We start from the raw sequence: 24,925 nt of genomic DNA, 5'->3' as shown, positions 1-24,925 counted from the left end.
GCATTCGATGCATTTCCCTATAAGAAATTAATTTATTTCTCATAAGATCAAGAAAGTAGATGCTTTCAGCTTTCTCTTGCTTTATACCTTCTTTTTTGGGGAAATATGTAATTAATTAAGTGACTTCCCGCCCTGGTTTAAAACTCACATTCTTTTTCAGACTTATTTATTAATTCAGAAAAAACACTTAAAACCCCATTGATAACATTTGTTATGCCAGCTTTGCTATTTTCTCGAGCATTTGGTCTTGAATTTTCTTCTTCTATTCTTTGATTGCTATCATTTGCACCAATAACAAATGCACAAGCAGAATGTTCATCTACTGATGAACATGAACATATAAATATTATGGGTAGAAGTAATACAATTATTCTCAAAACATTTTCCTATTTGTAAAGCGGCATTAAGAGCAATATTACCCTCTTACCTAAGCCGAGGTTAAAACCAGGTTGTTTAAAATTAGGGGGTCAGAGTAAACTTTAAAAAGGGAGCTGATGGGCACATGCTATTGAATGGCTTTTTCTTCCCTAAATGGCGCGCTCGATGATTACGTTCGAGGTTGCCCTACTTTGTCCTTAAGTTTCCATACTTTAATCTACTTTATAGCTTTAATTCAATGTTTTAATGCACATTACATTGGATAGATTAAGTCAGTCCGTGACTTCAATCTCATCTATTGCCTGCAGCAGGTTATTATGCAGATGATATTTTCGCTTCTTCGATTTAACTATGTTCATAACTAGCAGACACAAAACCTTCCAGACTAAATTTGAATTGAGGTCATCGAGAAAAGGCCGTGAGCTTGGCATGGATGCCTCGCTAGCTTTCGTTGGGCCAGGGACGGCTCATCGGAAGCGTTAGGGCTTTTTGATAATGGCCGAAGCCGGTTACAGATGAAGTTTAAAGCTGGATCGATCCCCATCGAAATTATGCGCTTTACAGCATTTTTCGTCTGGGGCGCTGAGGGTTTCCAAAGGGGCGCAAGCGTTTTGCCCCTTTGGTCTGGTGTGGGCGAAGCGCCACGACGTTTACTTTTTTCAAAATGGCAAACACACTCTGGGGCAAAGACGTGTCAGCAAGGTGGCCTAGTGAATGACCGTAAATTTCACAGAATTACTAAGTATCTACTACGTTCTGCCCCTGATAATGTTAAAATCTCCGCATCAGAATTACCGAGAAACTCAATGTTTATCCATCATGTTAACAGCGTCGACTGGCTAGTGATTACAGCTTTTGAAGAACTGAAAACTATGTTTATCGAAGAAGCCGGTACGATACCCTCTTGCTTCTCTACCGCCAGCGAATTGAACCTGGTTGACCAAGCAAAGCGAACTTATAGATATTTGCCTACTCTCAGCGGCGTAATCACCGATATCGGCACATATCAAAGACAGGGTAACGAAGAAGATTTGTACCCACAGCTTGCCTGCTTAGTTGAGGGGCGTGGTCGGGTATTTATCTATCACGGCGGCTTTGTAGCTTTTGTGGATGACGAGCAAACCTTTATTACCCGAATAGACTGAAAATTATTCATTAAGTTGAAATCGGCGAATTGGCATCTCTAACAAGGAATGGCGCAAAAATGTGCTGGAGCTTTAGTCTATTATGATGGGAGGTATGACGTAAACGCCCGCTTATAGTCTCTTTTTTGGTAGAATTATGATGTAATTGAATAAACCTATATATAGGTTTTAGGCCAGACGACAAACTGTATATTGCTAGTTGAATTAAGCTATACCCGTGGCCACTGCCTTTAGTACCAGAAACTGTGTTTAAGGATAAATAAAAAAGCCTAACACAGAATGTTAGGCTTTTAAAAATAGCGACTTGCCCTACGTTAGGACTAAATTGACATAGCCAATTCAGCACCTTGTCTTATCGCGCGTTTAGCATCTAATTCAGCGGCAACATCAACACCACCAATAAGGTGAACCGGTAGCCCTGTCGCTTTCATTTCATCCACTAAGGTGCGATTTGATTCTTGTCCCGCACATAGCACGACATTATCAACCGCAAGAATTTGAGATACATCGCCGACTTTAATATGCAGCCCTTGTGAGTCAAATTTTTCATAACTGACTCCAGTCATCATATTAACTTCATGCTGTTTAAGCACAGATCGATGGATCCAACCAGTCGTTTTGCCTAGGCCTTTGCCCATTTTAGTGGTTTTGCGTTGTAGCAAATAGATTTCACGACTTGGGTGATGCTCCGCTTCTTCTGTCAGTCCACCACGATTCTGATACTCTTTATCAATGCCCCACTGCTTTAACCATTTATCGGGTTGCAATGTAGAAGACTCTTTTTCACATAAGAAATGCGCCATATCAAAGCCAATACCACCGGCACCGATTAATGCGACTTTTTGACCAATTTCAACTTCGCCATTAAGCACCTTTTGATAATCAACTACACGGGGATCATCAAAGCCTTCTAGCTTAAGATTACGCGGCACTACACCTGAAGAAATAACCACTTCATCAAAGTGTTCTTGCTTCAATACTTGGGCATCTAACTTAGTATTTAAACGTAAATCGACCTTCAGCAGTTTAATCTGATTGGTAAAGTAGCGAATGGTTTCATTAAACTCTTCCTTACCAGGGATTTTACGCGCCAAGTTGAACTGGCCGCCCACTTCACTTTTCGCTTCAAACAACACCACATCATGGCCGCGAGTTGCTGCATAGACCGAAAACGCCATGCCAGCAGGACCTGCGCCCATAACTGCTATGCGTTTCTTCGCCTGGGTTGGTGTAAAGTTAATTTCTGTTTCATAACACGCACGCGGATTCACTAAACAAGTGGCGCGCTTCATTGAGAAGGTATGATCAAGGCAAGCCTGATTACAGCCAATACAGGTATTAATTAACTCGCTTTGATTAGCCGCTGCTTTATTAACAAATTCAGCATCAGCTAAAAATGGCCGTGCCATAGACACCATATCCGCTTGACCAGAGGCAATAATATGTTCGGCAATTTCGGGGGTATTAATACGGTTTGTAGCAACTAAAGGTATGCTAACTTCCGATTTTAATCTTTCAGTCACCCATGCAAAGCCGCCCCTTGGGACACTGGTAGCAATAGTCGGTACTCGCGCCTCGTGCCAACCAATACCAGTATTGATAATACTCACGCCGACGGCTTCTAATGATTTCGCCAGTTCAACTACTTCATCCCAGCTTGATCCATTATCGACTAAGTCCAACATAGATAAACGGAAAATGATAATGAAATCTTTACCGACTTTCTCACGGATAGCTTTGACTATTTCTAAAGGAAACTTAACCCGGTTTTGATAACTGCCGCCCCATTCATCGGTTCTTTTATTGGTACGAGAACTGATAAATTGATTAATCAAGTACCCTTCTGATCCCATCACTTCAACACCATCGTAACCTGCTTTACGGGCTAGTTTAGCGCTGCTGGCATAATCTTTAATGGTATTATTAACTTGTCTTGATGACATAGCCGAAGGGGTAAAAGGCGTGATCGGTGATTTAACTTTACTCGGCGCCAAGCTAAAAGGATGATAGCTGTAACGACCCGCATGCAAAATTTGCATACAGATTTTACCGCCAGCGTCATGCACTGCATCGGTAACAATTTTGTGTTTACTGACTTGCCAAGGAAAGCTTAATTGGCATGCATGAGGCGCAAGACGTCCACGCATATTAGGCGCGATACCGCCAGTAACAATTAAACCTACTCCGCCAGCGGCTCGTTCTTTATAAAACGCTGCCAGTTTCTCAAATCCGCCTTTTTCTTCTTCTAAGCCTGTGTGCATAGAGCCCATTAACACGCGGTTTTTCAACTGCGTGAAGCCTAAATCTAAAGGTTCTAGTATGTGTGGAAACGACATTCAAACATCCTTTTTAAACAAGTGATTGAAACCAGCATAACCTTAACTTTGATAAAGCTCAATCATTGACACAGCGGATTGTCAAAAACGTTTACAATTGAATTTACCATTTAAATCCATTTTCGGTTAGGATGACATTATTAGAATGTTATAGGAGTGGTAAATGTCCACTAAACCCCCGTTTTTAAAAAGGTTGTTCACCTTATTATGGAATACAGTGAACACTATAAGAAAATTAATTATCAATTTTATTTTTTTCAGCATATTAGCAATCATCATTATTGCGGTCATGACTTCAGAAGATGAAATTGTGCTCGACAATCAAACAGCCTTAGTGCTGGACTTATCGGGTCACATAGTCGATCAAAAACGCTTTGTTGATCCCTTTGAAGCCGTGTTAGCACAGGGCAATGATAATCCCGATGCTGAAATTCTGTTAGCGGATGTGCTTTATGTGATTAACAACGCCACCCTAGATACACGAATTAGCACCATAGTACTTAATTTAAGTAACTTACGCTCGGCAGGTGTAAGCAAAATGACTAATATTGGCGATGCGTTAACTGAGTTTAAAGCTGCCGGTAAAAAAGTGATTGCAATGGAGGATGGTTACAGTCAAAACCAGTACTTCCTTGCGAGTTATGCAGACACCTTATTTTTAAATTCTAAAGGCATGGTTAGCCTTGATGGATTAAGCCGTTATCGCCTTTACTATAAGTCTGCACTAGAAAAGCTTAAAATTAACACCCATGTTTTTCGTGTTGGTACTTTCAAGTCAGCGGTAGAACCTTTTATTCGTGATGACATGTCTGACGCTGACAAAGCTGCGAGTGATGAATTGCTGGGCGATATTTGGCAAAGCTATTCAACTAGTGTTGCTAAAAACCGCGGCATTAGCCCTGATCAATTAGTGCTTGATACCGATGCTTATTTAGCTCAGTTAGATAAAGCAAACGGTGACAGTGCATTGATGGCAATGAATATGGGTTGGGTTGATGAGCTTGTTTCTGCTGAGCAATTTCGCCTCGCCATGATAGAACTTGTCGGTAGCAATAAAGAAGGTAATTCATACCGTCAAATAGGTTTCAATGATTACCTATCACTCACCGCACCGCTACCTCAGTTTATTGAAAATGATTCAGTAGGCATTATTGTCGCAAAAGGTAACATTCTTAATGGCGCCCAGCCTGCTGGACAAATTGGCGGTGAAACCACGTCTGAATACCTGCGTAAAGCTCGTTTAAACGATAAAGTAAAAGCTGTGGTGTTACGGGTAGATAGCCCTGGTGGCAGTGCATTTGCTTCGGAGCAAATACGCCAAGAAGTGCTGGCACTTAAAAATGCAGGTAAACCCGTTGTTGTGAGTATGGGAAGTTTAGCCGCGTCTGGCGGTTACTGGATTTCAGCAAGCGCTGATTATATTTATGCAACTCCGACGACGCTTACCGGTTCAATTGGTATTTTTGGCATGTTTGCCACCTTTGAAGATACCCTAAGCCATTTGGGTGTTAATTCAGACGGCGTAGCAACATCAGATTGGGCTGGTCTCTCACCTACTCGCAGTTTAAGTCCCAATGTAAAAGCCGTTATTCAACGTCATATAGAACGTGGTTACCATGAGTTTATTTCTCTTGTTGCCTCCGAGCGTAATATGACACTTGAACAAGTCGATAATATTGCCCAGGGCCGTGTTTGGACCGGTAACCGTGCACTTGAATTAGGTCTTGTTGATGAAATTGGCGACATGAAACAAGCTATCGCAAAAGCTGCAGAACTGGCTGAAATGGATAAGTTTGATACCAAATTAATTGAACAGGAATTGACTACTGAACAACAGTTTATTCAACAGTTAATAGGCGCCTCAGCGGCTTATATACCAGTATCTGCGCATAAATCATCCATACTCGAAACCATTTTAACCCAGTGGAGTGGCGTGATTGAAGACTTTGCTAAGTTTGATGACCCGCAGGGAGTGTACCTTTACTGTGAGCAATGTGACTTCTAGTTTTTAGCATAGAAATATTAAATATGTAAAAAAAGCCTGCTTAGCAGGCTTTTTTATATCGATTCGACAATATAACTCGTATAATTTACACATTATGTAAAATTAATCTAATTTGAGCTAATCCATGACTAAACGCGCTATTTACGTTGCCTATACGGGCGGAACAATAGGTATGCAAAAAACCGCTAATGGTTTTGCACCTGTTTCTGGCTTTTTAACCGATTGCGTTCAGTCTATGCCTGAGTTTTATCACGAAGAAATGCCAAGCTTTGTGATCCAGGAATACAGCCCATTAATTGACTCTTCAAATATGGCGCCTACGGATTGGCAACTCATCGCTAATGACATAAAAGCTAATTATGAAAAATACGATGGTTTTGTCATATTACATGGCACCGACACTATGGCTTATACCGCTTCAGCATTGTCATTTATGCTACAAGGGCTATCAAAACCTGTCATTGTCACTGGCTCTCAAATTCCTTTAGCGCAGCTTCGTTCTGACGGTCAAACAAACTTATTAAACTCATTGTATATCGCTGCCAATTACCCAATAGCAGAAGTCTGTTTATTTTTTAACAATAAATTGTTTAGAGGTAATCGTTCAACTAAGGCCCATGCCGATGGCTTTGATGCATTTGCCTCACCTAACTTCCCGCTACTACTTGAGGCGGGTATTAAGATTAATATCAAAGAAGGCAAAATCACTCAGCCGACAAACTCGCCTTTAAATGTAATTAATATCAAACCGCAGCCTATTGGGGTAGTGACTTTATATCCCGGAATTTCAACCCAGATATTTAACAATATTCTACAGCAACCGGTTAAAGCATTAATCATGCTTACCTTTGGTGTGGGTAATGCACCACAGGACCCACTGCTTTTACAGGCATTAAAACAGGCCGATGAGCGTGGCATAGTCCTAGTGAACCTGACTCAATGTTTTCAGGGCAAAGTCAATATGCGCGGTTATGCCACAGGTAACTCATTAGCTAAGGCTGGCGTAATAAGTGGTATGGATATGACTATTGAAGCAGCATTAGCAAAATTACACTATTTGCTTTCAATAAATTTGACACCAGAAGAAATTAAGAAATCGATGCAAATGAACTTGATTGGTGAGCTGTCAGCAGACTAATCACTACTAAAATCTGATGATAAACTGATAAAAACTCGCTTACAGGATTAGTAGTCATATTTGCGAAATAGGTGTACTAAAGTCATTATCTTAATTTAGCAGCGAGTTTTTATATTTCACATCAATTAAATTGATAGCTGACAATCCTCCTCTGCGGCCTAAGTTAATTATCAACCACATCAACTTAGGTATACAAAGTAGAAAATTCTGCTCAATTTACTGTATAAATTGATCTTCTTCCTTGGCGTTACAGTATTTATAGAAATAATTAACTGATCCAAGGTAGTGCCATGTCATTTTCATTAAGCGAAGAATCAAGAATTATAGAAATGGCTTGGGAAGACAGAACGCCTTTTGAAGCAATAGAGCTGCAGTTCGGAATGAATGAACCTTTAGTGATTAAATTTATGCGCAGTCGCCTTAAACCTAAAAGTTTCAAACTGTGGCGTGAAAGGGTCAGTGGCCGCAACACAAAGCATTTAAAACTCAGAAACCCTGAAATAAGCAGAGGTTATTGCCCAACCCAATATAAACAGCGTTAATGCGAGCGATTATAATTAGATACATCTTCTATTCCGACCTGCTGTTTACATAATATAAGGTCGGTCTAATCCAGAATCAATAATTGCCCACTAAACCTCACCAAAACATAACCATGCAAAGTCTCCCACCCTAGCAGTAAACTTATCCTTTCTCTGAATAAAGCTTTGCAAAACGTGTATTTTAAAGGCAAAGTATTGAATTATTAATACTATTCGTCAATCTGAGTTAAATACTCAAAACAACTTCCCTTCCTTGTTGAGTGATAGCTTAGGATCATTTAAAGATAAATATATGACTAAAAATTTGCTTAAAATAGCGCTTTCCTTGCCACTATTAACATCCTGTGTATCTACAATAGATCAAACAATTCCTCTTTCTGATGAGTTTCAGACTAGTTCGACAGTCATCATTCTGGACAATCCTAGCTTTAGGATCCCTGATTCAGTTTATAACAATGATCTGGGTATCTATTCCGTTGTAAACGCAGAAACATCCTGGAAAAGCTCACAAAAAAACTTAGTTGATAGAAAGAAAGATATAAGTTTTATCAATTATATACTTTTTGATGATGCTCTTTCATTCATTAGCGCAGAATATGAAGTTGATGATACACAAAGGTTTTCTTTCACCCTTCAACAAAATAATGAAAATGTTTCTACATCAAAATGTGAAATTTTTTCGCAGTCTTTGACTAAAGAGACAGAAGCAAATGATATTGAATTTTCTAGTCCAAGTTCTCATTCTAGTCATAATACCCGGTTAAAAACATACCTAGTATGTGCTATCACACACAATCAAAAACTTTGGCAGCTGACATTAAAATCTTATCAAAATCAAACAACAATAGTTCAAGTGAAAAGCGATGATCGGTCTTATCAAGTCGAAGATATTTCACAGAATGTAAGTTTAGTAAAAAAGGGGGATATTATTGAGCAGAGACATTCAGCCCCATGGCGATCATTAAGCTCAGGACTTGAGTTTTTTGATAATAAAGAACAAGTTGGTGCTTTATCTTTTGTTGGTAAGCCTAAAATTTGGCTAAAAAATGATTTGCCAGATCAAACAAAACAATTATTAGTTTCAATTAACTATAGCCTGACCATGTTTAATTGGTTGGACAGCGATTGGCGTTAAATACTATTTTCACTCTGTTTGATTAGCGTCGATATATGCCTGTAAAACAAGCCTGTAAAAGATTCTGTGTAACTGCAAAAAGAAATACTAATCTGGGTGTTATCTATCATCAACGCCCAGATTAGGAATATTTATAACGGATTGACTTCGAATGTGTTACTTAGGCAGTAATACTGTATCAATTACATGTATTACACCGTTACTTGCAGCAACATCAGCCATAATAACTTTAGCATTGTTTATCATGACGCTACCGTCAGTAACTTTTACCATCACCATTTCACCTTGAACGGTTGCAGCACTATCAATTTTAGCCACATCTGCCGCCAATACCTTTCCTGATACTACATGGTATGTTAATACAGCGACTAGCTTATCTTTGTTTTCTGGTTTTAGTAACATTTCAACAGTACCGGCCGGAAGATTTGCAAAAGCTTCATCCGTTGGTGCAAACACTGTAAACGGACCTTCTCCCTTAAGCGTCTCAACTAACCCTGCCGCTTTTACCGCAGCGACTAAAGTGTTAAAAGATCCATTTTCAGCAGCGACATCAACAATGTCTTTTTTCATACCATGATGTTCTGCATAAGAAGTGGTCACAAACGCAAAGCTGGCAAGGATAATCGATAGTGTTGTAATTGCTTTCTTTAACATTATATTTTCCTTTGTAGAGAGTTTTTGTAGAGAGTTAAGTTTTGTTGTCGCCGTATTTTACGAAGCATTACAGGATAAAGATCACTCAATTTACATATCAATTACTTTTGACAGATTCATCACCAATAAAAATCAGATCTAACAACAAAACGTCACCTTATTAATAATTTATTAATAATTTATTAATCAATTGTTTACATCGACCAATAGGTTATTAACAACTACGCAAATCCCTATCGGTAACAGTCTGATAACTTTCATGATAACAAGCACACTAAAATTTCACTGCTTAAACAACGCTAAACCTAAGCCACTACAATATTACTTCCTTGTTATTGATAGATATTACGCTCCAACGGCAAGTCGCTTAGGTACTGAACAAACTCAACTTCAAAACCATTAGGGTCAATAAAATACACACTTTTAGCGTGGGGCTCATTTCCACCCCAAATACGCACCTCAAACCCTGCATTGTTTAAACGTGCTATTAAACTGTTTAAATCAGCAACTACATAAGCAAAGTGGGCTACACCCATTTCATTAGAGGCTAGCTCTCGCACTTTGCCGGTTCCGGAATCATTAAAAGATAAGTACTGTTTGTCATCACCAAAATGTACCCATTTACGTGGAACTCCATACCACGTTGACTCGCCGCCTCCCCTTATCCGCCAATGAGGCATGGCAGCACGATAAAAAGCTAATGTTTGATCTAAATCTTTTACAACGATATTTACATGTTCTAAATGCATGATATGTCCTTATTTTTAATCCCAATTAAATTAACTAGACACAGCATAAAACCTCAAGTTAACTTGAGGTAAAGCATTTTTTTCGTTATTTTAGTTATCTTAATTTTTGTGTGTGGCTTATATATGTTGAACGAGTACGATCTATCTGTGGGACAAGTGGCTAAACGTTGTGGTGTTAAGGTATCGACATTGCATTTTTATGAGCAAAAAGGGCTAATTAAATCATTGCGTAATCAAGGTAATCAGCGTCGTTATCAACGTGATGTGTTACGACGGGTATCTGTGATTAAAGCGGCTCAACAGTTCGGGATTAGCCTGCAGGATATTCAAACCGCGTTTAGTCATTTACCTGATCAAAGAACCCCAAACAAAGATGATTGGACTCAACTGTCGCAAACGTGGAAAACGCAATTAAATAAACAAATTGCAGCATTAGAAGATTTGAGGGATTCACTTGAAGGATGTATTGGTTGTGGTTGCCTGTCGATGACTAGCTGCCCTATTTATAACCCGAACGATACCTTGGCCACCAAAGGTAATGGGGCTGTATTATTGGATATAACCAATTAAAAAAAGCTTACTGATAGCAATTTAAGCCATATTGTTCACACCATAAAAACTAAAAAGGGCCTAGTCACTTCGACTAAGCCCTGATGAAACTATTCATCTAATTTGGGAGGAAATTGAGAACAATGAAACGTGTTATGAATTAAGGGTTACTCTTCGAGTATACGAGAGCGAGTAATTTCAATTTTACGGGCTTTCATCGCCTCTGGGATCTCACGTTCCAAATCAATATTCAGCAATCCATTTTCTAACTCAGCGCCGACGACTCTGACATGATCTGCAAGCTGGAATACCCGTTCAAAACCTCGTTCAGCAATGCCCTGATGAAGATATTTACGTTCATCTTTTGTGTTAGCTTTATTACCTTTAACTAATAACTTTTCACCTTCACTAGTGATATCAAGTTCAGTCATGTTGAAACCAGCAACAGCCATGGTAATGCGATAAAGGTTTTCACCGAGCAATTCGATGTTGTATGGAGGATAGCCATTGTTGCCATTGTTCGCTGCGGCATGTTCCGCAAGCTGGGCTAAACGGTCAAAGCCAATAGCGCTACGGTATAGTGGGGTTAAATCTGGAGAAATAGAAAAATTACGCATAATCATATCCTTGTCTAAAGCAATATGTAAAAATTAAGCCATTATTGGCGAGTTTTCATTGCCCTTTCGGCACAATGGATAACAAAATATCAAAACCTCTGTTGAGCGTTTTTAACTTTCATCTTGTTACAAATAAGATATAGGGTTGGGATTCGTTAATTCAAGGGGAAAATAAAAAATACTAAAAAAAAGACAGCTAACTTAGCTGTCTTTTATGCATTAACAATTTCATCTTGCAAATGTTAATGTCTGTTGAGAATTAGTTTAACTGACAACCTAAAACACTATTAGAGTTAGTGTAAACAATATCACCTACTGGTGCGAAATCAGCAGCAACAATCATGCTTTTATCTTTAAAGTAAGTATAAAGCACCTCAGCATCAACATAGCCTGTTTGTACTGACTCAAGTTTTGGATAACCATCACCACCTGCAGCATTATAGCTTGGTACAGTGAAGGTATAGCTACCATCGGCAGCATACGTTTCACCATTGATTTCACTGATATCAACACTGCTTGCTGCACAGTCGACAGTCATTTTAACGCCAGTAATTTGTGCATAAGCACCTGAACCACGTTGGAATGTCGCCACTGTAGCTAAGTATTCAGAAACTTGTGCACCTGTGAGTGTGTTTAAGGTAACCATATTGCCAAACGGCTGTACGGTTAATACGTCACGATACGAGATTTCACCCGCTGCAATTGATGCACGTACACCGCCTGAGTTCATTACAGAAAAATCGGCATTAACTTTAGTACGCTGTGCTTCTGCAATTAAACGACCTAGGTTAGTTTGCTCACCACGTACAATAGCGCGATCGCCTTCAAGTTTAGCGTCAGTTTCAGCAATCACTTCGCCTAATTGACCTTGACCTTTTGCTTGATAATAAGACAGTAATTGCTTTAAATCTGCATCAGGTACAATTTCTTCACCAATAAATACTGTGGTTTTTTTACCTTCAGCATCTTCAACTGTTTTCTTCAAGTTAACTGGGATCAACTTATAGCTAGCAAGGTTCAATTTACCATTGAAATATTCAAAATCTGCACGTCCCACATACTTGCCCCACTCATGGGCTTGCATGATGTAAGTGCCATTTTGCATATCAGGCGCACAGTCATCGCCAGGTTTGAAATCAGCGTATTCATTCGTGCCAGGTTCCATACACACTGGGTTTTGTGAATGCCCACCAATTACCGCCTGTAAATCACCTGCAGCAAGTGCTCTTGCCATTTCAACATCACCTGGGGCGTTGCTGCCATGTTTGCCATCGGCATAATGTCCCATATGGGTAGTGGCAAAAATTAAATCTGCACTATCGTTCGCTTTAATTTCAGCAATGACTTTTGCCACTTCTGTGGTTGGATCGGTAAACTTGATATCCTGAATGTATTCTGGGTTACCTAACTTCTCAGTATCTTTAGTTGTTAAACCAATAACGGCAATGCGTACGCCATTAACGTCGAATATTTTGTAGGGTTCAAAATAACGTGTAGTGCCATCAGCATGATAGATATTGGCCGCTAGCATTGGAAAGTTAGCGATAGAGCGTTGTGAATCTAATACTGCTAATGGGTTATCAAATTCATGATTACCCACTGCCATGGCGTCATAACGAATTTCGTTCATGCCAATAAAATCAGGAACGGCATCTTGTAAGTCTGATTCAGGTACGCCGGTGTTAATATCGCCGCCAGATAACAGTATACTTTCACCGCCATTAGCACTCACTTCAGCACGAATTTGATCGATTAAGGCTTTGCGCGCTGCCATACCGTATTCACCACTAGTATTTTCCCAGAAGCGACCATGGTTATCATTGGTATGAAGAACGGTAAATATTTTACAATCTGCTCCAGCTTCTGCGCAGGTGGTAGGCACTTTTGCATCGTCGTCACTATTACAGCCCATTAATGCAACTAACACAGCTGATGCCAGCATTCCTTTTATTAACACTTTAGACATATGTAACCCCATTTATTATTTATCTTGTATTTATTTGTATAAATAAGCGAACTTTAAATTCACCCTAAAATGATACCAAACAATGAGGGATACACGTGACAACTTTATGACAAAACAATGACATTTAGTGCAATCTTAACAATGAGTTACATGAAAAACTGTCGTAAATAAAGAACAGGGCAACCCTATCAGATTTATACCTATGCAGTAAACAATAAAGGCTTAACCCAATAATGAAGTTAAGCCTTTATAAACAAAGATTATTTTATATACAACCCAACAACGCACCATTGTCCCGCATAGAGAACAGTTCTGGCAGTTGTGTGGTAAAGATTAATTCAATACTTTTTTCAACCATTGACCTATTTCAGATAACTGTGTAGGCAAAACACTGTGCGCCATTGAATAGGTTTTCCAAACGCTATTATAACCCGCATTATTCAAGGCATCGTATGCCATTTTGCCAGCAAATAATGGCACTACTTCATCTTGTTCACCATGATTTTGCAAGATTGGTGTGTGTTTATTTGCCTGGGCAAGTTGTTCCGGTAAATGCTCGCCACCGGGTAAATAACAGGATAAAGCCATAATTCCGGCTAAAGATTGCTCAAAGCGTAACCCAGTGAACAAACTCATCACACCACCTTGGCTAAAACCAGCCAACACTATTTTGTTTGCTGGAATACCCGCTGCAATCTGTTGCTCAATGAGACGTTTTATTTGTAGCTCTGATGCCTGCACACCTGCGATATCTGCACGATCATGTAAGTCCATGCTTTTGATGTCATACCATGAACGCATGATATAACCCCCATTAATGGTTACCGCTTGTTCTGGTGCATGTGGGAAAACAAACCGAATAGCATGATCGCCAGGTAACCCTAAAACAGGTACGACAGGAGCAAAACCGGCACCTGAATCACCTAAACCATGTAACCAGATAACACAAGATGAAGCCTTATTGCTAGGTTCAACGACAATGGCTTCTAGAGATGATTGAGTCATGTGATTCCTTATCTATTTGTATGTGGTGTACTTTGAATATTATTGAGCGTGAATACCGGTCTCTTGTAACAATTGTTCAAACTGTTGTGGATTATCCAGTTTAATTGTCCATTTCACCGTACCAGCATCAGCCGCTATGACTAATCCATGATGAAAACAACTTATATCATCGACAACTGCGCTTAGAATAATATGATTTTCAAAAAGACGACATTGTATTTCATTAGGGGTAATGATGAGCTTACCTTGGGAAAATTCGAGGATCATATAGGTACTTAATAAAGGTTTATCCCAAGTCTATTGTAGACCTGGGATCGAAACGGCTAATTAATGCTGATGACCACCGGCACCATGGGCATGACCATGGGCGATTTCTTCATCAGTTGCATCGCGTGCATCAACGACTTCAATATCAAAGGTTAATTCACGGCCCGCTAATGGATGATTAACATCCACTGTAGCCATAAACTTACCTACTTTAACTATGGTCACTTGACGTTGACCTTGATCAGAATTAACGATAGCAGCCATACCTGGCTTCCATACTTTAGCACCTGATAAATGCTTAACTGAGACACGTTGCTCAGCTCCTTCTTGACGTTCACCATAGGTGTCAGCTGCCGGAGGCGTGACAGTAAACTTGTCACCAATTGCTTTACCGGTAATAGCATCTTCAATACCAGGCATCATGTTGTCGTTGCCATGAAGGTAAGCTATCGGATCGCGGCCTTCATTTGATTCAAGCACTTCGCCTTTTTCATCGCGCAGCGTGTAATTAAACTGCACAACCATATTGTCTTTAATGCTCATTACGTATCCTTAAAATTAATCTGTATTTGCGTTAACTGTCGATTATACAGTTAACGGCTATTAAAAAAGTCGCAAGAGCTTAACAAATGCTTATGGGGTCGGCAATTTGTTTAAGCTTATGCCTAACTTCTCAAATGTAGCATTATCTGGATAACCATCCGCTATTAAACCATGTTTACGCTGATAAGCTTGTAATCCTGTTACAGAGTTTCGACCTAAAATACCATCTGGTTTACCCACATCAAAACCCTCATCAGTCAGTTTTTGTTGCAACTGTTGAACCATTTCTCGGTTTAAACGGGGATGATTTGGTAAAGGATGAGAAATACCAGCGCCACCATTAATTTGATCGGCTAGTTTACCCACCGCAATAGCGTAAAATTCAGAACGATTCCAGCGCATTATCACATTAAAGTTTTCATAACCTAAAAAGGCTGGTCCTGTATGGCCTGCAGGCACATACAATGCCGCTTGCATGTCAGGTGTTGATAACGGCTTGCCACTTGTTTGCTTTATGTTTAGCCCAGCCCAATCAATCAATAATTTTGTATCCTTACTGCCCATATAGGCAAAATCATAATTTTTCGGTAACTGTACTTCCCGTCCCCAACGCTCATTGGCTTTCCAACCTAATTGTTGCAGAAAGTTGGCCGCAGAGGTTAATGCATCTGCGGTACTATTCCATAAATCTGCTCTGCCATCGCCATCGCCATCAACTGCATACTTAAGATAATTAGTTGGCATAAACTGGGTATGCCCCATTGCCCCCGCCCATGAGCCAACCATATCTTTATCAGCAAATTGATAGCGCTCTTTTAAGGTTAAAGCTTGCATCAACTCCTGGGTAAAATATTCGCTGCGTCGAGGGTCGCATGCCAAAGTAGCTAATGAGTTAAGCACTGACATATTCCCTTTATAGCTTCCATAGTTAGTTTCAAGCCCCCAGAAGGCAACAATATACTGACCCGGAACACCATATTTAGTGGTTAACTGCCTCAATAACTGGCCGTGCTGGGCATAGAGTTTACGTCCCTCTTTGATGCGCCAATCGGTTACACGCTTGTCATAATAATCTTTAAATGTGGTGGTAAACTCAGGCTGCTGATTATCGAGCTCAATCACCCTAGGAATGAAGCTTAAGTTAGCCACCGTAGTATCAATTGTTTGCTGTGAAATACCCTGTTGCTTTGCTTTTAACTGTAATTGACTCACACATTGTGCAAAATCAGCACTGGCTATAGCTGAATGAGAGAAACTGACGCTTAATAATAATGCTGTAATGGATAAATTAACGCGCATAAGACTCAAGTGGCACCCAAATAATAACAAATAAGATTGTGTGAATATCGTGACTGATTGCTATCAACTTCACAAGCGCTTAATAACCATAAAAAGACCGATTTACGATATAAAAAGTGTGTTAGCTGAAATAGCCATCAGCATTAGGCATAACCAACTTGAGCTAAAGTAGGTATTCAGTATAATGAAACCGTTTTTAACTTCACTTAATGAGAATGATCATGACCGAACAAAACCCGACGTTAACTAGCTTCATCGAAAGTGTAAAAAAACACCAAATCGTTTGGGGTCTTCAGGACGAAACAGGCGAAGGATGGGTTGTGTGTGATTCATCTGAGTTTGAAGAAACTGATGTTATGCCACTGTGGTCGTCAGAAGCTACTGCCAAAAGTCATTGCACCGAAGAATGGGCTGAATACACAGCGGTTAGTATCACTTTGGTCGACTTTCTTGAGTATTGGGTTGGCGACTTAAATGATGATGGCGTTTTAGTGGGTGTTAACTGGGAAAGCGATCAAGAGTGTTTTGAAATAGACCCAATTGTATTAGCAAAAAGCTTAGTTGATATCGAAAAAGATTAATTATTGTTACTTGCACTGGGATATTCATCTCAGTGCATTTGCCCATTACCTTTTGCTTAAGTATCCAATATGACAAACCCTACTATGGTCGACATTCCTTTCGATAAACGCCACATGTGTTGGTTTTGTGATGAACCCTGCCATGCAGAGTTGCCTTATTGGCGTATGGCGCATACTCCTCACCCATCATTAACCGTCCCAGCATGTCAAGAATGTAAGTTGCTGGCACAAAAACACTTATTAACCTCTATCTGGGATTGTCGTGAAGCGGTTAAAGATCAGTTAATGAAGCGATACCATAAGGATTTGGCAATTGGCATTAATTGGACCGAACAAGAATTAGCAGAATCTGAATTTGATTGTAGAATTTTTGGGGGCTTTAAAAAGAGCGCTTGGATGATGTTCAAGATTGCTCAAAAAAGAATCAACGCTTTAGGCTGGGCGCTAAGTATTGATGATAATCACTTTGAAGATGACCCCTTGTTTGCAGGAACTAATACCTTAGGCTTCGAATTTGATGGCTTACAATTCAACAACCTAAATCAAGGAATTAAGCATTACTGTCAAGTATTGGCGTTAGATGAAGAGTTTTTAAAGCAGTTGGTGACTTATTTAGGTAAAGATCAATTTGGTCATGCAATCAAGCTCGCCAGACTTAATATTGGCGTGACTAAAAGTATGCAACAAAAAATTCTACAAGAACTACTTGAAGATTTAGACCGTTAAATTACAGACTAACAGTTTCGCAGAATTTGACTTACTATAAACGTCGTTTCAAGAGAAAAACCAATAGTTAGCACTAATAATTTGCCGTAAAATAGCCGAAGCTTCTCGTTATGGGAAATAATCTTAAATCCAACGAAACCAAAAACAATGTTCTATCGTATAAATTAGTATCATCCACATACAAGTGATTAAAATGTTCTCATTATTCAGACAAGACCCGATAAAAAAACTCACTAAACTTTATGAGTCAAAACTTGAAAAAGCGATGCACGCGCAGCGCAATGGTGATATTAAATCTTACTCTATGATTACAGCAGAAGCTGCACTGATAGAGGCTGAGATTAGTGCATTAGAAAATCAGAAAAAGCCTCTTTAAACTATATTATTCATAGGCTCGTAATGAGCCATTTTAAAGCTTACCCCAGAATATCTCTTAACCTATTTTGAACACCTGTTACTAATAAGTCAGGCTGAAATTTCGAAATAAAAGCATCGCAGCCAACCTTTTCAACCATTGCATTATTAAAGCTGCCGCTCAAAGACGTATTTAATGTGATAAATAACGAAGCCATTCGAGGATCTGCACGCACTTCAGAAGTGAGCTTATAGCCATCCATCTCTGGCATTTCAGCATCCGTTATCATCATTAATAATTCAGTAGCGACATTTTGGCCATTATCCGCCCAGGACTTAAGTAAGTTCAACGCCTGCAACCCGTCTGACGCTTCAATAATTTCAATACCCAGCTGACTGAGTGTTTCTCTGACCTGTCTTCTGGCAGTACTTGAATCATCAACAATTAATATTTTACGACCAGGCATTTGCGGGGCTAAAGCCTCATCCAAAACACCATCCGATAACCGAATATCATAATTAATGATTTCAGCGAGGACTTTCTCTACATCAATAATCGATACTAAGCGGGATTGACCTTGGTCCTCCAACCGAGTTATTGCAGTTAGATAATTGTTTTTACCTGCCATTTTAGGCGGTGGCATAATGTCACCCCAGGTCAAGTTAACAATATGTTCCACTTTACCAACCAAGAAACCTTGTATACTGCGATTATACTCAGTAATAATTAAATTACAGTCATCGGTAATTGGTAAGGGAGAAAAACCAATAGCGCCACGTAAATTAATCACAGGTATAGAAGTGCCTCTAATGTTAGCAACTCCAGCGATACTGTTATTACTGCCAGGAAGAGCGCTTAACGATGGCACTTTGACGACTTCTTTGACTTTAAATACGTTAATTGCAAATAGCTGAGTTGAGTTAATTCGAAACAGCAATAACTCCAAGCGGTTCTCACCCACTAGATTAGTACGTTGATCAACACTATCGAGCACTTTCTTCATTAAACCTACCACCAATCTATAAATACAAGTCGTGACTAATTATGCTAGGCACTGCACATCATATTTATCATTATAAACATAAATCAGCAAAAAGATGACTCTCTGATGACTAGATTTAGTATCTAAGCTATTTTTTTCCTAATAATGAGATTATAGCTCACTTCTGTTTAATTAAAATTTAACAAAAATATTATCAACAAATGGCAAAAGCTTCTGTTTTTAAAGGTGTAACATCAAGCGTGCAAAACATTAAAGCTAAAAGATGCCAACATGATAATTAGAAAACGACTAATGCTCATCAAGAAAACTTGCTGCAGACACTCAACGAGCCTATTCACACTGTTAACGTCTATCAAATTTGAATAAAACGGCAAAACGAATGTGATCAATTACCTATTAAGTTCGTATAAATTGTCAGTTTACATTGTTCATATAAAGGCTGGTTATGATAATTCCAATTTTTCCTTTGCCGATCTGTATATTACCTCAAGGGTATAGTCAGTTGCGCATTTTTGAAGCTCGATACAAACGTTTAGTCACCGAGTCGCTCAAAACAGGAGTGGGATTTGGACTATGCATGCTCAGTGATGATAAAAAGGAGATACTTCCTATAGGCACGTTATGCAAAATCATTGACTTTGAAACACTCAATGATGGTCTTTTGGGTATAAGTATCCGCGGTGAGCAAAAATTTATTATTAAAGATGTTAGTGTCGATCACGATGGATTGAAACGCGCTAAGGTTTCACTCATTGAAGATTGGCCTGAGTCACAAATTAATGCATTAAATTCGAAAAATAAGCCAGATAAGCTTCAGCAGCGTGACAAGATACTCAGTGACACTCTTAAAGATATACTTAGAGAATACCCTGCTCACTTAGCCCACTATCAGCAAGAAAATTTTCAAGATATATCATGGGTCTGTCAGCGATGGTTAGAAATAATTCCCATAAGTGCTGCCGAAAAGTACCGCTGTATCAATAGTCACGACCATCATATGGCACAAACATTTCTCGCAGATATAATCAGTTAACCTTATTACTATGCGGATAGATCAATAGACTATTTAATCTATTAAAAATTAATTCGAGTTATTGTAAATGTGTTGTAATTGCATGCTACACATAGAAAACTATTTTTTTATTTATTGGGTTTAAAAGTGATCCAATTCATTTATCGAGCGTATAAAAGTACATAACCGGCCCACAAAAAAGACGCGAGTGAAGATAATGGAAAATTTTCAATCACAAAGTGCACAAAATCGTTATGATAAGGCAAGTATTGCAAAACGAAACGGTGTAATAAATTTGTCTAATAGTAAAGAGCACGATGCGGAACAGTTAGCAGCGTTGATGTTAAAAGTGGCTAACGTGCGGTGTAAAGCATCATTTGCTAAGTTATTCAGCCACTTTGGCTCAAAAATTAATGCTTTTGGTAATCAACGATTACATCAGCAGGGATTAGCAATGGATTTGGTTCAAGAAACCATGACCAGAGTGTGGACTAAAGCGCATTTATACAATCCCGATAAAGCCGCTGTTAGCACCTGGATTTTTACAATCATGCGTAACCAATGCTTCGATATGCTCAGAAAAGTGCAGCATAACCGTGAAGATTCATTTGGTGATGACATTTGGCCACTTTTCGAGTCAGATGATGCTGAAAATAACGAAGATGATTTTAAGCTTACAGGCACTCTGTTACTTCACGTTAACGAATTACCTCCTTTACAACGTGAAGTTGTACAGGGCATATACATGCAAGAAATGACACAGCAAGAATTGGCAGACAAACTCGAGATACCTATAGGTACAGTTAAATCAAGATTACGCTTAGGTTTAGAGAAGTTAAAAGGCTTTATGGAGAAACATTATGATTAATTATCATCCTAACGAACAATTATTACTACTTCATATTAAGGGAGAACTACCGCTATCAATGTCATTGGCGGTTTCAGCCCATGCCGAACTTTGTGATATTTGCCACAAATCTTTATCACTATTAACCAATGAGCAAACCGTTGAAGCGTTTAACATTGATAGTTTCAGCAACGATTCGACAACAGATATAGACATGGATTTGTTGTTAGAAAAAATGTTGGATAGCACACTGGATGAACTTGATTCAACACCACATCGCCCAGTAGACAAGGGTACGTTTGAAGTATCAGTTAAAGGTGAGTCTTATACTTTACCAAGAGCATTTAGACATCAGATTAACGCTCAGTGGCAGGGTATTGGTAAAGTCAGCCGCCTGCGCTTAAATACAGGTGAAGAAAAAGCAAGGGCCAGCTTATTACACATAGCTGCAGACGGTGAAATTCCTGAACATACCCATAAAGGTTCTGAGCTAACGTTACTATTAGCAGGTGAATTTAGTGATAAGTTCAACAGTTATAAGCCAGGAGACTTCATGCTACTTGATGAGAACCATGAACATTCTCCTAAAACAATGTCAGGTTGTTTATGCTACACCATAGTTGACGCACCATTGTATTTTACTAAAGGTTTTAGCAAACTGTTAAACCCTATTGGTGAGTTGATTTATTAAGGTGGGGTGTTGAGCTTAACTGTGATGCTTATTACAGATAATTTTTGTGATTGTGCTGTTTGGTAATAAATAAGTAATATCTATTGCCAAACAGGTATTTTACATATATTATCATTAAAGTTTAATTACTTTGTTTATCTGTTTACCTATCGTAAGTCTGCTCAACTTCCTTTGTAAACCACCACAAGCGCCTTTGATTTTATCTATGTTGATACACAATTAGTATCCATTAATATATTTATTCTCATTGTAATGGGCTTGTCATAAACCTATGGTCAACTATCACTGTCAAGCATTTGATGTATTATCTACACATTAAATAATTGAGTTAATTGTAAAACAACCTTTAATTAATAATTAAGATTTTTTACATATTTCTCACATAAAGACTTGATTAGTGTAAGATTGATAAGGTAACTTAATCTAGTAACTTAAATCTTTCGCAACACGAAAAATATTAAGGGAATTATATTGTTAAAACTTACATCACCTAAGGGTGAGCATAAATTATAAGGAGTATGATAATGTCATACCAATTTAACGGACACGAAATTACAGTTAACTTTCCTGTTAATTCTATTTCATCAAACAAAAACTCAATTGCTTTTACCGATTCACAAGGTAAAAACAAAACAACTTTTTCAAAACGCATTGAAGCCGTAAACTTTATGAAATGGCTGATTAGTTCGAATAAGTAATAAGTACATCCCCTACGCTTAGGCGTAAATCATTTGCTCTGTTATTTAATAAACCTGGCTAACGGTATTCTCCTCTCATTTACCGGGCGTTTATTAACAACAGGGCAAACTGATAAAATCTCTTTATCACACATTCAAAAAACTCTTATCCACAACTTCAATTAATGAAGTTAACTTTTATATATCTGTATAACGACATTATTATGTTGCAATGCAGTTGTAGATAGAGTGTTATTCTATAAAATATATATTCAATATTAATCCCTCTACATACTGCATATAGCAATCAGTTATCTATTAGCAAGCTTACGTGTATATCTGGGTAGCATAGTTGCATTCCCTAACAAACCGCCTTGATGAATATATAAAACTTGCCTATCTTGGCATTGATTCGCTTCTATGTAGCGCTTCAACACGCTCAAGCCAATAGGGTCGTATAATAAATCGAACTCTATTCCACTTGTTTTTAGCACATCGTTCCACAACTCAAATAAGGGCAAATACAACTTACCAAAGTGATACTTATTACCATCATTAATAATAGTGGGATGCTGGGTTTTATCTGGGTTTAATTCACAAAATTGATTTGCTAAATATGTATCACCGCCAACAGTGCTGCAAGTTAACACCTTAATATCAATTATTTCCTTTTGGCATTTTTTTATAAAATACTGTTGCAGAAAAACTGCTGTCGTACCTGTGCCAGATGGAAGAAATACTGAAAGAGCGGATATATTTTGTCCTTTAGCCCAATCTATAACTTCACAACCAAGCTGGTAGATGCCAGTTTTAGCATATTCACATCTGCCCCCCTCAGGAATAAACAGTATTTGTTGCTCAGAATATCGATTTAGGTATTCAGGCCTAAATATGTTTATTACCTCATCCAAATGCTTGCAGCCACTGAGTTCAGCTTGGTCCCAATCAACTTGGATAATATTGGCACCGTTATGATGGGCTTGAGTAAAATTTGACACAATAGCAGGCGTAGCTTGTAATTGTGACTTTATATAAGCACTAATATGACTTACATAATAATCTAGCTGCCAGCCTTTCATTTTTGCCAATACCGATAGCGAATATAATGAATTTGCTTGAGCCGAACCCGATCCCACTATTCGTGTCACTTTAGGAAAGTCATTGATAAGGAAATGATAAAATTTTCGGGCTTTATTACCACTAAAATCAGGGTGTAATTTATCATCGCGCTTGACGAATATTTGTCTTCCTGCAAAATTAATTGTATCTGTTGGACTATGACTTAGCATTTATAACACCATTAAAATTGATTAGGGTCATTGTAACTAAAATTAGTTAAAATCACTCATTTTTAGTCTAAATCTTAATTCTTAGTTTACTTCATCCAAATAAAAATCAATTTAACCATTTAGATCAATATCTTAAACCTTGGCACATTCCCTGCTTAGATATCAATATTAATCTCATATTTCAGTTGTAAAAGGAAAAAGATATGGCTATTTTTAGACTAGTTTTTAATATTGCATGGTTTATTTTAGGTGGATTTATAATGGGTCTAGCCTGGTGGCTTGCGGGGCTACTATGTTTTATTAGTATTATTGGTATTCCCTTTGGACGGGCTTGTTTCGTCATTGGTGAGATGGCGTTTTGGCCATTCGGCCAGCAAAGTGTCAACCGAAAACACTTAACGGGTGTTGAAGATCTAGGAACTGGTACCATAGGATTAATCGGTAATATTGTTTGGTTTGTGTTTTTTGGAATTTGGTTAGCGATAGGTCATTTAGCTCATGCGCTAGCGTGTTTTGTGACGATTATTGGTATTCCATTTGGCATTCAGCACCTTAAACTGGCATTATTAAGTCTAACCCCTATCGGCCAAACTGTGGTACCAAACGAACAGTATTAACATTAGGGATGCTTATTTATTTCTTGTAAATAAGCATCCAGCATTATTTGAGGTTCAAATTTTGATAAGCCATCGTTAATTATTTTAAGCCACCTTTCACCCTCTTTATTATTTGCTAATGCAACATGCAAGCTCTTAGAGTCAAGGATTTTATTATTGATTTGCAGTAGATGTGATATTTTTTCAATTTTTGGATCACTTTTTAAGTATCGATAAACATTTAAATCGATTACAATTGTATCAATACGTCCGGCTGCTAATTTTAATATATTCTGCTTTTCATTCATGGCCTCTTCGTATTTTTGCTCACCATTAGCAATCATAGTGTCTATCTCTTCTGTGTTTACATACCCTTTTACCACGCCTAATACATATTTATTTAAATCAGTAACTGTATCCCAAACAATCGGGTTATTTTTAAGCTCCAATAAACCTATCGGACTTGCGCCTAAAGACTGAGAAAAAATAAACTCATTTGTAACATTAATGTATTCAGGGAAATAGCCTATTTTAGCCCCCGTTTTTACCATTCTAATAGCACGAACCCAAGGAACAACTGTGATTTTTAATTGATGGTTGTCATAAGCAACAGCATGTTTAACTATACGAGTAGCAATACCTTTTTCAGTCAACTCAGCTCCACTAAACGGTGGCCAGTCTAGCGTTGATAGTTCAAGAGTGTCTGATACAACAGCACTAGATATAAATAGCGACAAAAATATGTATAAATGCTGGTTTCTTATGCCATTAGATAACATTAACATCACTCCATCTCCATAACGTTACTCTTGAGATAAAA

Annotated in this window: 27 protein-coding genes; 14 read left to right on the top strand and 13 right to left on the bottom strand. The window is 38.4% G+C overall.

Going from position 1 to position 24,925, the window contains the following annotated elements; genetic code table 11:
* Positions 1 to 137: 137 nt before the first annotated feature.
* On the bottom strand, positions 138 to 377 hold the full coding sequence (locus ACRWQM_RS08350; RefSeq protein ID WP_226415703.1) for a hypothetical protein: 240 nt from the start codon (positions 375 to 377) through the stop codon (positions 138 to 140).
* A gap of 807 nt (positions 378 to 1,184) precedes the next feature.
* On the opposite strand from ACRWQM_RS08350, the gene ACRWQM_RS08345 reads away from it, so the two are divergent.
* Positions 1,185 to 1,523 carry a cytosolic protein gene (locus ACRWQM_RS08345; protein WP_434932007.1) on the top strand — a complete coding sequence of 113 codons (339 nt, stop codon included), beginning with the start codon at positions 1,185 to 1,187 and terminating at the stop codon, positions 1,521 to 1,523.
* 320 nt (positions 1,524 to 1,843) lie between these two features.
* Here ACRWQM_RS08345 and ACRWQM_RS08340 read toward each other — a convergent pair whose 3' ends face one another.
* On the bottom strand, positions 1,844 to 3,859 hold the full coding sequence (locus ACRWQM_RS08340) for an FAD-dependent oxidoreductase (protein ID WP_434931837.1): 2,016 nt from the start codon (positions 3,857 to 3,859) through the stop codon (positions 1,844 to 1,846).
* Between the two features lie 163 nt (positions 3,860 to 4,022).
* Here ACRWQM_RS08340 and sppA point away from each other — a divergent pair, with 163 nt between their 5' ends.
* From sppA to ACRWQM_RS08320, 4 genes are all read left to right on the top strand, one after another.
* Positions 4,023 to 5,864, top strand: coding sequence for a signal peptide peptidase SppA (gene sppA / locus ACRWQM_RS08335; RefSeq protein ID WP_434931836.1), 1,842 nt, complete (start codon positions 4,023 to 4,025; stop codon positions 5,862 to 5,864).
* A gap of 124 nt (positions 5,865 to 5,988) precedes the next feature.
* Positions 5,989 to 7,002, top strand: a complete 1,014-nt coding sequence (gene ansA, locus ACRWQM_RS08330) for an asparaginase (protein ID WP_226415699.1) — start codon at positions 5,989 to 5,991, stop codon at positions 7,000 to 7,002.
* A gap of 290 nt (positions 7,003 to 7,292) precedes the next feature.
* Positions 7,293 to 7,544, top strand: coding sequence for a TIGR03643 family protein (locus ACRWQM_RS08325; protein ID WP_434926190.1), 252 nt, complete (start codon positions 7,293 to 7,295; stop codon positions 7,542 to 7,544).
* Between the two features lie 292 nt (positions 7,545 to 7,836).
* On the top strand, positions 7,837 to 8,679 hold the full coding sequence (locus ACRWQM_RS08320; protein ID WP_434931835.1) for a hypothetical protein: 843 nt from the start codon (positions 7,837 to 7,839) through the stop codon (positions 8,677 to 8,679).
* A gap of 156 nt (positions 8,680 to 8,835) precedes the next feature.
* Here ACRWQM_RS08320 and ACRWQM_RS08315 read toward each other — a convergent pair whose 3' ends face one another.
* Both ACRWQM_RS08315 and ACRWQM_RS08310 read right to left on the bottom strand, forming a co-directional pair.
* On the bottom strand, positions 8,836 to 9,333 hold the full coding sequence (locus ACRWQM_RS08315) for a fasciclin domain-containing protein (protein WP_226415696.1): 498 nt from the start codon (positions 9,331 to 9,333) through the stop codon (positions 8,836 to 8,838).
* A gap of 332 nt (positions 9,334 to 9,665) precedes the next feature.
* Positions 9,666 to 10,085: a VOC family protein gene (locus ACRWQM_RS08310; RefSeq protein ID WP_434929047.1), complete on the bottom strand. Its 420-nt coding sequence runs from the start codon at positions 10,083 to 10,085 to the stop codon at positions 9,666 to 9,668.
* 120 nt (positions 10,086 to 10,205) lie between these two features.
* On the opposite strand from ACRWQM_RS08310, the gene soxR reads away from it, so the two are divergent.
* Positions 10,206 to 10,652, top strand: coding sequence for a redox-sensitive transcriptional activator SoxR (gene soxR / locus ACRWQM_RS08305; protein ID WP_434926193.1), 447 nt, complete (start codon positions 10,206 to 10,208; stop codon positions 10,650 to 10,652).
* 146 nt (positions 10,653 to 10,798) lie between these two features.
* On the opposite strand, the gene ACRWQM_RS08300 is transcribed toward soxR, so the two are convergent.
* The 6 genes from ACRWQM_RS08300 to ACRWQM_RS08275 form a co-directional block, all read right to left on the bottom strand.
* Entirely contained in the window at positions 10,799 to 11,248 is a 450-nt protein-coding gene (locus ACRWQM_RS08300) for an Hsp20 family protein (protein ID WP_226415693.1), read from the bottom strand.
* A 259-nt stretch (positions 11,249 to 11,507) separates the two neighbouring features.
* Positions 11,508 to 13,214, bottom strand: coding sequence for a bifunctional UDP-sugar hydrolase/5'-nucleotidase UshA (ushA, locus tag ACRWQM_RS08295; protein WP_434926195.1), 1,707 nt, complete (start codon positions 13,212 to 13,214; stop codon positions 11,508 to 11,510).
* Positions 13,215 to 13,547: 333 nt separating this feature from the next.
* On the bottom strand, positions 13,548 to 14,219 hold the full coding sequence (locus ACRWQM_RS08290; protein WP_434926196.1) for an alpha/beta hydrolase: 672 nt from the start codon (positions 14,217 to 14,219) through the stop codon (positions 13,548 to 13,550).
* A gap of 39 nt (positions 14,220 to 14,258) precedes the next feature.
* A complete protein-coding gene (locus ACRWQM_RS08285) occupies positions 14,259 to 14,486 on the bottom strand; it encodes a DUF3389 domain-containing protein (RefSeq protein ID WP_226415690.1) in 228 nt (75 codons plus the stop codon).
* A gap of 60 nt (positions 14,487 to 14,546) precedes the next feature.
* Positions 14,547 to 15,029: an FKBP-type peptidyl-prolyl cis-trans isomerase gene (locus ACRWQM_RS08280; protein ID WP_434931834.1), complete on the bottom strand. Its 483-nt coding sequence runs from the start codon at positions 15,027 to 15,029 to the stop codon at positions 14,547 to 14,549.
* A 90-nt stretch (positions 15,030 to 15,119) separates the two neighbouring features.
* Positions 15,120 to 16,328, bottom strand: a complete 1,209-nt coding sequence (locus ACRWQM_RS08275; RefSeq protein ID WP_434932006.1) for a lytic murein transglycosylase — start codon at positions 16,326 to 16,328, stop codon at positions 15,120 to 15,122.
* A gap of 221 nt (positions 16,329 to 16,549) precedes the next feature.
* Between ACRWQM_RS08275 and ACRWQM_RS08270 the strand changes: the two genes are divergently transcribed.
* The 3 genes from ACRWQM_RS08270 (at position 16,550) to ACRWQM_RS08260 (ending at position 18,011) form a co-directional block, all read left to right on the top strand.
* Positions 16,550 to 16,909, top strand: a complete 360-nt coding sequence (locus tag ACRWQM_RS08270) for a DUF2750 domain-containing protein (protein ID WP_226415686.1) — start codon at positions 16,550 to 16,552, stop codon at positions 16,907 to 16,909.
* Between the two features lie 69 nt (positions 16,910 to 16,978).
* Positions 16,979 to 17,635, top strand: coding sequence for a hypothetical protein (locus ACRWQM_RS08265; protein ID WP_434926198.1), 657 nt, complete (start codon positions 16,979 to 16,981; stop codon positions 17,633 to 17,635).
* 193 nt (positions 17,636 to 17,828) lie between these two features.
* Positions 17,829 to 18,011, top strand: a complete 183-nt coding sequence (locus ACRWQM_RS08260; RefSeq protein ID WP_226415683.1) for a DUF6435 family protein — start codon at positions 17,829 to 17,831, stop codon at positions 18,009 to 18,011.
* Between the two features lie 40 nt (positions 18,012 to 18,051).
* Here ACRWQM_RS08260 and ACRWQM_RS08255 read toward each other — a convergent pair whose 3' ends face one another.
* Complete coding sequence (locus tag ACRWQM_RS08255; protein WP_226415682.1) at positions 18,052 to 18,993, bottom strand: chemotaxis protein CheV; 942 nt, start codon at positions 18,991 to 18,993, stop codon at positions 18,052 to 18,054.
* A gap of 445 nt (positions 18,994 to 19,438) precedes the next feature.
* On the opposite strand from ACRWQM_RS08255, the gene ACRWQM_RS08250 reads away from it, so the two are divergent.
* The 4 genes from ACRWQM_RS08250 to ACRWQM_RS08235 all read left to right on the top strand — a co-directional run bounded on the left by ACRWQM_RS08250 (position 19,439) and on the right by ACRWQM_RS08235 (position 22,241).
* The gene (locus tag ACRWQM_RS08250) at positions 19,439 to 20,026 is read left to right on the top strand and encodes an LON peptidase substrate-binding domain-containing protein (protein ID WP_434931833.1); all 588 of its coding nucleotides are present in this window, start codon (positions 19,439 to 19,441) and stop codon (positions 20,024 to 20,026) included.
* A gap of 196 nt (positions 20,027 to 20,222) precedes the next feature.
* Complete coding sequence (locus tag ACRWQM_RS08245) at positions 20,223 to 20,873, top strand: sigma-70 family RNA polymerase sigma factor (protein ID WP_434926201.1); 651 nt, start codon at positions 20,223 to 20,225, stop codon at positions 20,871 to 20,873.
* Complete coding sequence (locus tag ACRWQM_RS08240) at positions 20,866 to 21,543, top strand: ChrR family anti-sigma-E factor (protein WP_434931832.1); 678 nt, start codon at positions 20,866 to 20,868, stop codon at positions 21,541 to 21,543. The genes ACRWQM_RS08245 and ACRWQM_RS08240 overlap by 8 nt, the downstream gene beginning before the upstream one ends.
* A 524-nt stretch (positions 21,544 to 22,067) precedes the next feature.
* Complete coding sequence (locus ACRWQM_RS08235) at positions 22,068 to 22,241, top strand: hypothetical protein (RefSeq protein ID WP_226415678.1); 174 nt, start codon at positions 22,068 to 22,070, stop codon at positions 22,239 to 22,241.
* Positions 22,242 to 22,531: 290 nt separating this feature from the next.
* On the opposite strand, the gene ACRWQM_RS08230 is transcribed toward ACRWQM_RS08235, so the two are convergent.
* Positions 22,532 to 23,509, bottom strand: coding sequence for a 1-aminocyclopropane-1-carboxylate deaminase/D-cysteine desulfhydrase (locus tag ACRWQM_RS08230; RefSeq protein WP_434931831.1), 978 nt, complete (start codon positions 23,507 to 23,509; stop codon positions 22,532 to 22,534).
* 203 nt (positions 23,510 to 23,712) lie between these two features.
* Here ACRWQM_RS08230 and ACRWQM_RS08225 point away from each other — a divergent pair, with 203 nt between their 5' ends.
* Entirely contained in the window at positions 23,713 to 24,126 is a 414-nt protein-coding gene (locus ACRWQM_RS08225) for a YccF domain-containing protein (protein WP_434926203.1), read from the top strand.
* A 2-nt stretch (positions 24,127 to 24,128) separates the two neighbouring features.
* Here ACRWQM_RS08225 and ACRWQM_RS08220 read toward each other — a convergent pair whose 3' ends face one another.
* Positions 24,129 to 24,890, bottom strand: a complete 762-nt coding sequence (locus tag ACRWQM_RS08220; protein WP_434931830.1) for a substrate-binding periplasmic protein — start codon at positions 24,888 to 24,890, stop codon at positions 24,129 to 24,131.
* Positions 24,891 to 24,925 lie beyond the last annotated feature (35 nt).

Origin of the sequence: Shewanella sp. HL-SH5 (assembly GCF_051163755.1) — a bacterium.
Lineage (GTDB): Bacteria > Pseudomonadota > Gammaproteobacteria > Enterobacterales > Shewanellaceae > Shewanella > Shewanella glacialimarina.
This window is presented reverse-complemented; position numbering and strand designations above follow the sequence as displayed.